The organism is Corynebacterium lujinxingii, assembly GCF_014490555.1.
In the GTDB taxonomy this organism is placed as follows: Bacteria; Actinomycetota; Actinomycetes; order Mycobacteriales; family Mycobacteriaceae; genus Corynebacterium; species Corynebacterium lujinxingii.
This window is the reverse complement of record NZ_CP061032.1, coordinates 2,332,308-2,338,496: the sequence shown is the minus strand read 5'-3', so window position 1 is coordinate 2,338,496 and position 6,189 is coordinate 2,332,308. Positions and strand designations below refer to the sequence as shown.

Annotated in this window: 8 protein-coding genes; 7 read left to right on the top strand and 1 reads right to left on the bottom strand. The window is 64.6% G+C overall.

Annotated elements, in window-relative coordinates:
• Positions 1 to 380: 380 nt before the first annotated feature.
• The 7 genes from rpmH to IAU68_RS11380 all read left to right on the top strand — a co-directional run bounded on the left by rpmH (position 381) and on the right by IAU68_RS11380 (position 4,869).
• Positions 381 to 518: a 50S ribosomal protein L34 gene (gene rpmH, locus IAU68_RS11410; protein WP_171193055.1), complete on the top strand. Its 138-nt coding sequence runs from the start codon at positions 381 to 383 to the stop codon at positions 516 to 518.
• A gap of 15 nt (positions 519 to 533) precedes the next feature.
• Positions 534 to 890 carry a ribonuclease P protein component gene (gene rnpA, locus IAU68_RS11405; RefSeq protein WP_171193054.1) on the top strand — a complete coding sequence of 119 codons (357 nt, stop codon included), beginning with the start codon at positions 534 to 536 and terminating at the stop codon, positions 888 to 890.
• Entirely contained in the window at positions 890 to 1,180 is a 291-nt protein-coding gene (gene yidD, locus IAU68_RS11400; RefSeq protein ID WP_171193053.1) for a membrane protein insertion efficiency factor YidD, read from the top strand. Before rnpA ends, yidD begins: the two co-directional genes overlap by 1 nt.
• A 9-nt stretch (positions 1,181 to 1,189) precedes the next feature.
• On the top strand, positions 1,190 to 2,167 hold the full coding sequence (yidC, locus tag IAU68_RS11395; protein WP_171193052.1) for a membrane protein insertase YidC: 978 nt from the start codon (positions 1,190 to 1,192) through the stop codon (positions 2,165 to 2,167).
• An 86-nt stretch (positions 2,168 to 2,253) separates the two neighbouring features.
• Positions 2,254 to 2,886: a 16S rRNA (guanine(527)-N(7))-methyltransferase RsmG gene (gene rsmG, locus IAU68_RS11390; RefSeq protein WP_171193051.1), complete on the top strand. Its 633-nt coding sequence runs from the start codon at positions 2,254 to 2,256 to the stop codon at positions 2,884 to 2,886.
• A gap of 27 nt (positions 2,887 to 2,913) precedes the next feature.
• Positions 2,914 to 3,825: a ParA family protein gene (locus tag IAU68_RS11385; protein ID WP_171193326.1), complete on the top strand. Its 912-nt coding sequence runs from the start codon at positions 2,914 to 2,916 to the stop codon at positions 3,823 to 3,825.
• A 3-nt stretch (positions 3,826 to 3,828) separates the two neighbouring features.
• Positions 3,829 to 4,869 (top strand): ParB/RepB/Spo0J family partition protein, encoded by a 1,041-nt coding sequence (locus IAU68_RS11380; RefSeq protein WP_171193050.1) that lies wholly within the window; start codon positions 3,829 to 3,831, stop codon positions 4,867 to 4,869.
• A gap of 143 nt (positions 4,870 to 5,012) precedes the next feature.
• On the opposite strand, the gene IAU68_RS11375 is transcribed toward IAU68_RS11380, so the two are convergent.
• Positions 5,013 to 6,188, bottom strand: coding sequence for an N-acetylmuramoyl-L-alanine amidase (locus IAU68_RS11375; protein ID WP_171193049.1), 1,176 nt, complete (start codon positions 6,186 to 6,188; stop codon positions 5,013 to 5,015).
• Position 6,189 lies beyond the last annotated feature (1 nt).

Here is a 6,189-nt window from a genome sequence, read left to right as displayed (position 1 = left end):
ACGTTCTCACAGCCGACCCGCAGGAAACTCCGGCGATTCGCCGTCCCACCTGCGAAAAAACACAAGCTTGTAATTACGGGGGCACCCGCCGTGCCGTTCGAACATCGTCGGAGTGTTGATTTGGCCGGCGCCGCAAATCTCGCGTACTCTTGAGCCCGTCTTCACGCCAGTTCCCCTGGCGTGCTTTACCGAGAGCACCGCCCCCGCCGGGCACCGGGCCGCCTTTACGGGCGAGTCGGCGAAGGCGCTGCACGCGACCGCGCTCCTCCCCCAGGAGCCGAACCGCAATCTCGACGCACTCGTTTCAAACTTGGAACGGCCAAAACCCCGGGAGGCTTTGACGAGCCGCCGGCCGTTCATGACCGCACAAGGAGTCCACCGTGTCTAAGCGGACTTTCCAGCCGAACAACCGCCGTCGCGCACGCAAGCACGGCTTCCGCGCCCGCATGCAGACCCGCGCAGGCCGCGCCATCGTGTCCGCCCGCCGCAAGAAGGGCCGCGCGAAGCTCTCCGCGTAATCTCGCGCAATCAACGTGCTACCCCGCCCGCACAAACTGACCTCATCCGCCGACTTCAAAGCGGCGATGAAACAGGGAGTGCGCGCGGGGTCTCGTACGTTAATGGTCCATGTGCGTGTGCGTGACGACGACACCATCACCGGCGGGCCCCGCTTCGGCCTCGTCGTGTCCAAACAGATCGGCAACGCCGTCACCCGCCACGCCGTGTCGCGAAAGTTGAGGCATGTGGTGCTGCAACGTGGGGTCGTCGATAAGCTAGAGCGCAACTGCGATGTTGTGATCCGCGCGCTACCCAAATCGGCGGAGGCCAGCAGCGACGAGCTAGCGCACGATCTGCACAAGGCACTGGACAAAGTCGCGAAAAAGCGCTGATGTCGTACTACAATTTCGCCGGCGCCGAAATCCCGGAGGCCACAGGACCGGTCGCAAAAGCGCTGGTCGGCGTGATTCACGGTTACCAAAAGTACGTCTCACCCCTTAAGATGGGCGGGACCTGTCGTTTTCTGCCGGTATGCAGCGCGTATGGGCTCGAAGCCGTGTCCAGGCACGGTGCCGTGCGCGGCGGATTGCTTGCCGCCGCCCGGATCTGCAAATGCGGACCGTGGCACCCCGGGGGTTACGACCCGGTGCCGGGCAGCATCGAAAATTTAAGTGAGGAGTAACACGGAAGCGTGCTGAATTTCATTTACTGGCCGATTTCTTGGGTGCTGAAGTTTTGGCACGAAGCAATCGGCTTCATCATCCCCGAGGACTCCGGCATCTCCTGGATTCTCGCGATCGTGCTGCTGACCTGCACGGTCCGCCTTCTGCTACTCAAGCCGATGGTGAACCAGATGCGTTCCACCCGCAAGATGCAGGAGATGCAGCCGCGGATGCAGGAAATCCGCGAAAAGTACAAGAACGACCAGCAGAAGATGGCGGAAGAGACCCAGAAGCTCTACCGCGAAATGGGAACCAACCCGCTGGCGTCCTGCATCGTCCCGCTGGTGCAAATGCCGATCTTCATCGGCCTGCTACACGTGTTGCGTTCGTTTAACCGCACCGGTGACGGCGGCACGGGCCTCGGCTTTTCCGTCGAGCAGAACCGCAACACTCCCAACTACGCCTTCCCCGTGGAGGACGTGCAGTCCTTCCTGGACGCGGACTTCTTCGGCGTGCCGCTGTCGGCATACATGTCGATGCCGCAGGAGATGTACGCCGGCTTCGGCATGGAGGACCTCACCCGCGCGAAGATCGTCGCCGTGTGCGCCCCGCTGGTCATCCTGTGTGCCGCGTTCACCCACTTCAACGCCCGCATGATGGTCAACCGTCAGCAGGCCCGCAAGGCTGCCGGCAAGACCTCTCAGCCGCAGGGCGAGATGGCCGCGATGATGGAATCCCAGATGGGCATGATGAACAAGATGATGCTCTGGTTCTTCCCCATCATGATTCTGGCCACCGGTGTCATCTGGCACATCGGCCTGCTGTTCTACATGCTGACCAACAACGTGTGGACCTTCTTCCAAACCCGCATCCTGAACAACAAGATGGACGCCGAGGAAGCTGAAGAGAAGGCCCGCAAGGTGGAGATGAAGCGCACCACCGCCCCGGCCCCAGGCGCGCGCAAGGTCGACCGTCGCACCAAGAAGCAGCGCAAGCAGGGCAACTAAGCATTTGCTTGAGAGCGACACCCCGGCCCCGGCCGGGGTTTTACGTTGTGTGGGGTCGTGTCGGGGCGGCGACTAGAGTTGCTGGCATGTCGGATACCACCCCCCAAGCAGCGAGCCAGGTCTTTGGCGACCGCCTTACCCTAGCCGAGGCGTACCACCACTCGTTGGCCACCACGGCCGCCGAGCGCGGGTTCATCGGACCCAAGGAAGTCAGCCGCCTGTGGGAGCGCCACATCCTCAACTGCGCGGTGATCTCCGAGGCCTTCGACGACAACCTGAAGGTGGCGGACATCGGCTCCGGAGCGGGCTTGCCCGGCATCCCATTGGCGATCGCCCGGCCGGATCTCAAGATCACCCTCATCGAGCCGTTGCTGAAGCGTTCTACCTATTTGAACGAGGTCGTCGCGGAGCTCGGGCTGGATAACGTGACCGTCGTGCGCGGCCGCGCCGAGGACCAGCCGAAGGCGTCCTTCGACGCCGTGACCTCGCGTGCCGTGGCTCCGCTGGGCAAACTGGCCGGCTGGTCGCTGCCGCTGCTGCAGGGTGGCGGCGCAATGATCGCGCTGAAGGGTGAATCCGTCGCCGAGGAGCTGGAACGCGACGCAAAGCTCATCGCCAAGGCCGGCGGCAAGGATCCGGAGATTCTCACCGTCGGGACGGCTACGCTGGATCAGCCGACCACGCTCATCCGCATCCTGCGCAAGAAGAAGGGGGAATAGGTGGAAAACTTCGATGACACTCCTTTGATGGAGGAGGCGAGGCGGGCGGCGCGGGTGTCGTCGTCAAGCGAGAAGCTCCCGCGTCCGGACCAGCCGCGCGTGGTCACCGTCGCTAACCAGAAAGGTGGCGTGGGCAAAACCACGACCAGTGTGAACCTCGCGGCGAGCCTGAGCCGCCAGGGCATGAAGGTGCTGGTGATCGACCTCGACCCGCAGGGCAACGCCTCGACCGCGCTGGGTGCGGAGCACACCTCCGGCACCACCTCCAGCTACGAGGTGCTGCTCGGCGAGGCCGACGCCGACGAGGCTGTGCAGGCGCATAAGGACAACCTCAACATTTTCTGCATCCCCGCCACGATCGACCTGGCCGGCGCGGAAATCGAGCTGGTGTCTATGGTGCGGCGCGAATACCGGCTGCACGACGCGATCCGCAAGGGCTTTTTGGACGAGCACGGCTTCGACTACGTGTTCATCGACTGCCCGCCGTCGCTCGGCCTGCTCACAATTAACGCGATGACCGCGGTGGACGAAGTGCTTATCCCCATCCAGTGCGAGTACTACGCGCTCGAGGGCGTGGGTCAGCTGCTGGGCAACATTGGCATGATCCGCGAGCACCTGAATCACAACCTGCACATTTCGGCGATCCTTCTGACCATGTACGACGCCCGTACCCGCCTCGCCGCCGACGTGGCCGAGGAAGTGCGCGGCCAATTCGGCCAGGTTGTGCTGAATAACGTCATCCCGCGCTCCGTGAAGGTCTCCGAGGCGCCCGGCTACGGCCAGACGGTGATCGACTACGACCCCGGATCGCGCGGCGCACTCGCCTACTTCGACGCGGCCAAGGAGTTGGCCATCCGCGGCGACTACCAGCCCCACCCCACCACCGGCCCGATCGGCGTGAGCCCCGAGGTCTACGCGCAACTGGATGAAGAGGAGTAAACCATGGCAGAACGCAAAGGCGGCCTCGGCCGCGGACTGGCGGCGCTGATCCCATCGGCGCCGGCCGACATTGACAAGAACGGCAAGACCCCGGGCATCGGCGGTAGTGCCTCCGACGTAATCTTCGGCAAGCAGGACAAGCCGGCCGACACACCGAAGGGCGCCCCGAAGAAGCAGGTCAAGGGCGCCCCGACGGTGTCGGCGAAGAAGGAGAACGTGATCCAGCCGGTGCCGGTTGGGGCGCGCTACCAGGAGATCCCGGTCGGCAAGATCATCCCGAACCCGAAGCAGCCGCGCCAGGTCTTCGACGAGGACGACCTGGCCGAGCTGGTCCACTCCATCCGCGAGTTCGGCCTGCTCCAGCCGATCGTCGTGCGCGACACCCCGGACGGCTTCGAACTCATCATGGGCGAGCGCCGCTGGCGCGCCTCCTCCAAGGCCGGCCTGAAATACATCCCGGCCATCGTGCGCGAAACCTCCGACGAGGACATGCTGCGCGACGCGCTGCTGGAGAACATCCACCGCGTGCAGTTGAACCCGCTCGAAGAAGCCGCCGCCTACCAGCAGCTTCTCGACGAATTCGGCGTCACCCAGGAGCAACTCGCCGACCGCCTCGGCCGTTCCCGCCCCGTAATCACAAACGCGATCCGCCTGCTCAACCTGCCGGTCGCGGTACAGCGCCGTGTCGCCGCCGGGGTGCTCTCCGCCGGCCACGCTCGCGCCCTCTTGGGCATCAAGCTTGGCGACGACACCACCGACGCCCAGGGCCAACTCGCCGACCGCATCGTCGCCGAGGGCCTGTCCGTGCGCGCCACGGAAGAGGCAGTGTCGCTAATCAACAGAGGCGGCAAGGTGCCGGACAAACCGAAGCGCCAGCCGACCCCGCAGCCGGAATACCTCACCCGGGCCGCCGATTCCCTGGCGGACGCGTGGGATACGAAGGTGTCGGTGACCATGGGCAAGCGCAAGGGCAAGATCGTGGTCGAGTTCGGCAACAAGGACGACTTCGAGCGCATCATGGGGCTCATCCAGGGCACGGACTAGTCCCCGCGCGAAAAAAGTTCCACGACCTGAGGGGTGGTCGTGGAACTTTTTTGTTTCCTCGCCAGGGCGACCTGGGGAAATGGGAGGCGTATCGCCCCGGAAGGCCAAGAAAGTTCCTGGGCGGGGAACTTTTTCGGTCTGGGTTAGGCGAGCTCCTCGCGCAGCAGTTCCGTAAACGAGTAGGTGCCGGTAGGGCGGGTGTCGTGCTCGAGCAAGTAGAGGCGCTTCACGGCAACGACGATGGCCTCAGCAATGGCGTCGCGCTGCGCCGGGTCCGTCAGCACCGCCAAATCGCCCGGGTTGGTCAGGTAACCGGCCACGACCTCGACGGACGGCATGCGGGTCATGCGCAGCATCTCCCAGGTGCGGCCATGGTTGCGGCAATTCTGCAGGTCCGTTCGGGCGGCGATCTCGCGCTGGATGTAGCCCGAGAGCGTCTCCCCGGTCAGCGAGGAGCTGCCGTGCTCCGAGCCGAAGTAGAAGGTGGCCACGCCATTGGCCTTTTCGTTCGGGTAGGAATCCAGGCGCAGGGAAATCAGCAGGTCCGCCTTGAAGCCGTTGGCCAGATCGGCGCGCTGCTTGTTCGACGGGTTATCGCCGCGGGGGCGCGACAGGATCGTCTCCATGCCGGTGGCCACCATGCGCCCCTCGATGCGCTGGGCCAAGTCCCAAAGGATCTCCTCTTCCGTGATCGGGCCGTAGGGGCCCTCCACCACGCGGCCGCGGTCCGCGCCGCCGAGGTCCGGGTCGATGACTACGCGCTTGCCGGCCAAGTTCGGGCCGGCCTGGCGCACGGACTCGCGTTCGCGAATCGCGTGTGCAGATCCACCGGTGACGCGACGGCCCAGAAGCGACAGGGCGTGCAGGGTGTCCGGGCCGCAGACACCGTCGTCCTCCAACCCCGAGTTGAGCTGGTAGTTCATCAGCGCCTCGTAGGTCTGCGGGCCGAAGCGGCCATCCACCCGGTGGGAGTAAAAGCCCAGCTCATGTAGTTGGGTCTGGAGCTGGCCCACGTCGTCGCCGACCATCTCTTGGCCCGGCTGGTAGCTCAGCACACGGGCACCCAGGGTGTAGGACGCCTCGCGCAGCTCCCGGGAGGTCACCTCGTCGATCGCGCCCGAGGGCACAATGCCGCGGGACTGCTGGAAGGCTTTGAGGGCCTCGGCGAGGGTGTCGTCGAAAAGCATCTCGTTTGCGGTGAAGCGACGCGTGGTGTCGATCTCACCCTCGTAGCCGTCGATGAGACCGAGACGGGCCAGCGACATCCGAACTTCAGCAACCCGCGTACTGGAGTCGCCAACGCGCAAAATGTCTTGCACT